Below are 3386 nucleotides of genomic sequence, written 5' to 3' on the forward strand. Positions count from 1 at the left end.
CTGCTGGACTGCTTCCGGCCCGGAACCTGCGAGCGGCTCGGCATCGGGCCCGAGGAGTGCGCGGCGGTCAACCCGCGGCTGGTCTTCGCCCGCATCACCGGTTGGGGCCAGGATGGGCCGCTGGCGATGACGGCCGGCCATGACATCAACTACCTGTCGCAGACCGGTGCGCTGTCCGCGATCGGCTTCCGGGACCGGCCGCCGGTCGCTCCGTTGAACCTGGTCGCCGACTTCGGCGGCGGCTCGATGCTGGTGCTGCTCGGCATCGTCACCGCGCTCTACGAGCGGGAGCGGTCCGGCAAGGGGCAGGTGATCGACGCCGCGATGGTCGACGGCGTCAGTCTCTTGTCACAGATGATGTGGGCGATGAAGGCGACGGGCAGCCTGCGCGACGAACGCGAGTCGTTTCTGCTCGACGGCGGCGCACCGTTCTACCGCGCCTATGAGACCTCCGACGGCAAATACATGGCCGTCGGCGCGATCGAGCCGCAATTCTTCGCGCAATTGCTGAACGGCCTCGGGCTGTCGCCCGACGAGGTGCCAAATCAGTTCGATATCGGGGCCTATCCGCAGATGTTCAAGATCTTTACCGATCGGTTCGCGAGCAAAACTCGCGACGGGTGGAGCGAGACCTTCGCGGGCACCGACGCGTGCGTGACACCCGTGCTGACCTGGACCGAGGCGGCGGAAAACGAACACCTCAGGGCCCGTTCGACGGTGGTACGGGACCATGGCGTCGAGCAGGTGGCGCCGGCGCCGCGATTCTCCCGCACCCCTGCCGGCCCCGTTGGCGCACCGCCGAAGGCGACGACGCCGCTCGACGAGATCGGGTGGTAACTGGCGCGTTGCTCGCCAATTCACAGGTGCGAGGATTAGATTTGCCAATGTGGCTGTCAGAGCATCGCGCGAAGTGGTCGTCGACGCACCGCCGGAGGCGATCCTGGACGTGCTTGCCGACATCGATGCCGTGCCGTCGTGGTCGTCGCTACACAAGAGCGCCCAAGTGTTGGACCGCCACCCCGACGGCCGGCCACACCACGTGAAGGCGACGCTGAAGATCATGGGCATCACCGATAAGGAAGTCCTGGAGTACCACTGGGGCGACCGCTGGATGGTCTGGGATTCTTCGGAAACCTTCCAGCAGCGCGGGCAGCACGGCGAATACAACCTCACGCCCGAGGGTGAGGACAAGACGCGGGTGCGCTTCGACATCATCATGGATCTGGCCGCACCGATCCCCGAGTTCCTGATCAAGCGGGCCAAGAAGATCGTGCTCGACGTCGCGACGGAACGCCTGCGGGAGCGCGTGATGCGTGACGGATCGCCGTAGGGCAGCTATCGTGGCCGTCCGCGCGTCACGGGAGATCGTGATCGAGGCACCGCCGGAAGCCATCATGAATGCGCTCGCCGACGTCGAGGCCCTGCCGTCCTATTCCTCGGTGCACAAGCGCGCCGAAGTGGTCGACCGCTATGGGGATGGGCGTCCACACCACGTGCGCGTCAAAGTGAAGGCGTACGGGCTCTCCGATACCGAAGTCCTTGAATACCGTTGGGGGCCGGACTGGTTGGTGTGGGATGCGGAACGAACGCCGCAGCAGCATGCCCAACACGTGGAGTACACATTGCGGGCCGATCCCACTGGCGGCTCGACGCGGGTGCGGGTCGATGTCACCGTCGAGGCGGCCCTGGTCCCAGACTTCCTCATCGAGAAGGCCAGCAGGGCGCTGATGGATACCGCCACCGTGGGCCTACGAGACAGGGTGCTGCGCGGTTGACCCCGCTAGCGGCGGAGCACCTGCAGCCGCTTGATCGCCTCGTCGAGGGTGTCGTCACGTTTGCAGAATGAAAATCGCACCAGGTGATTCCACGCGTCGGCGTGCTCGGTGCCCGGATCGCAGAACGCTGACATCGGGATCGCGGCCACCCCCGCCCGCTCGGGAAGCTCTGCGCAGAACGCGGTGCTGTCGGTGTAACCCAGCGGTCGCGGGTCGGCACACAGGAAGTAGGTGCCGGAGCTGTCGTGCACCTCGAACCCCAGCTCGGTCAACGCATTCGCCAGCTTGTCGCGCTTGGCCTGTAGCGACTCGCGCAGCGTCGCCACCCACGCCTCTTCGGTATTCAGCGCCTGAGCCACCGCGGGCTGGAACGGCGCGCCGCCGACGTAGCTGAGGTACTGCTTGGCCGCCCGGACGCCGGCGAGGAGTTCGGCTGCCCCGCAAGCCCATCCGATCTTCCAACCGGTGCAATTGAACTTCTTGGCGGCGCTGGAGATGGTGACCGTTCGGTCGGCCATGCCCGGATAGTTGGCCAGCGGGATGTGTCGGTGCTCGTCGAAAACCAGGTGCTCGTAGACCTCGTCGGTGATCACCAGCAGATCGGCCGTCACGGCAAGGTCCGCCAGCGCGCGCAATTCTTCGTCCGTCGCCACCATCCCGGTCGGATTGTGCGGTGAGTTGACGATCAACGCCTTGGTCCGCGGCGTCACCGCGTTGCGCAACCCGTCGATATCGATGGCGAATCCGCGGCCGTCGGGCACCAGCGGCACGGCCCGCCGCTGGGCGCCGGCCATCGCGATGACGGGGGAGTAAGAGTCGTAGAACGGCTCGATCAGTAGTACCTCGGACTCCGGCTCCACCAGACCGATCACCGCCGCGGCGATGGCCTCGGTGGCTCCGACCGTGACGAGTACCTCGGTGTCCGGGTCGTACTCGGTGCCGAAGTGCCGTCTGCGCTGTGCGGCGATGGCCTCCCGCAGCGGCGCGATGCCGATGCCCGGCGGGTACTGGTTGACGCCCTCGGCAATCGCCTTCTGGGCGACCTCGAGCATCGCCGGTGGCCCGTCCTCGTCCGGGAAGCCCTGTCCCAGATTCACCGCGCCGATCCGCGCGGCCAGCGCCGACATCTCGGCGAACACCGTGATGGCGTAGGGCCGCAGCCTCGACACCGTCATGGTCGACATCTTGCGCGAACAGACGCTAAAGTGCCCTCCGCGCGGCGTGTCGGGGTGCTTTTGCGTCTGTTCGGCGGAGTGACGAACCTCCCAACCAACAGGTTGGCCGAGGCTGTTAGTCTCGGCGGTATGTCTGAAGAAGCCTTCATTTACGAGGCCATCCGCACGCCTCGCGGCAAGAACAAGAACGGCGCCCTCAACGAGGTCAAACCGATCAACCTCGTCGTCGGCCTGGTCGACGAGCTCCGGTCCCGGTTTCCGGATCTGGACGAAAACCTGATCAGCGACATGATTCTCGGTGTCGTGTCCCCGGTCGGTGACCAGGGCGGCGACATCGCCCGCACCGCGGTGCTGGCCGCCGGCCTGCCCGACACCACCGGCGGCGTGCAGCTCAACCGGTTCTGTGCCTCAGGCCTGGAGGCGGTCAACACCGCGG

Annotated in this window: 5 protein-coding genes; 4 read left to right on the forward strand and 1 reads right to left on the reverse strand. The window is 66.4% G+C overall.

Annotated features, from left to right (window positions below; translation table 11 throughout):
• The 3 genes from ACRDU5_RS06550 to ACRDU5_RS06560 form a co-directional block, all read left to right on the forward strand.
• Positions 1-837, forward strand: an 837-nt coding sequence (locus ACRDU5_RS06550; RefSeq protein WP_526613679.1) for a CaiB/BaiF CoA transferase family protein, incomplete at its 5' end; no start/stop codon positions are given.
• A 49-nt stretch (positions 838-886) separates the two neighbouring features.
• Positions 887-1330: an SRPBCC family protein gene (locus ACRDU5_RS06555; RefSeq protein WP_526613680.1), complete on the forward strand. Its 444-nt coding sequence runs from the start codon at positions 887-889 to the stop codon at positions 1328-1330.
• 10 nt (positions 1331-1340) lie between these two features.
• Complete coding sequence (locus ACRDU5_RS06560) at positions 1341-1775, forward strand: SRPBCC family protein (protein ID WP_526613681.1); 435 nt, start codon at positions 1341-1343, stop codon at positions 1773-1775.
• Between the two features lie 5 nt (positions 1776-1780).
• On the opposite strand, the gene ACRDU5_RS06565 is transcribed toward ACRDU5_RS06560, so the two are convergent.
• Positions 1781-2950 carry a pyridoxal phosphate-dependent aminotransferase gene (locus ACRDU5_RS06565; RefSeq protein WP_526613682.1) on the reverse strand — a complete coding sequence of 390 codons (1170 nt, stop codon included), beginning with the start codon at positions 2948-2950 and terminating at the stop codon, positions 1781-1783.
• A gap of 129 nt (positions 2951-3079) precedes the next feature.
• On the opposite strand from ACRDU5_RS06565, the gene ACRDU5_RS06570 reads away from it, so the two are divergent.
• On the forward strand, positions 3080-3386 hold a 307-nt coding region (locus tag ACRDU5_RS06570; protein ID WP_526613683.1), incomplete at its 3' end, for a thiolase family protein.

The sequence above is a fragment of the Mycobacterium sp. genome, from assembly GCF_050701515.1.
Classification (GTDB): Bacteria; Actinomycetota; Actinomycetes; order Mycobacteriales; family Mycobacteriaceae; genus Mycobacterium.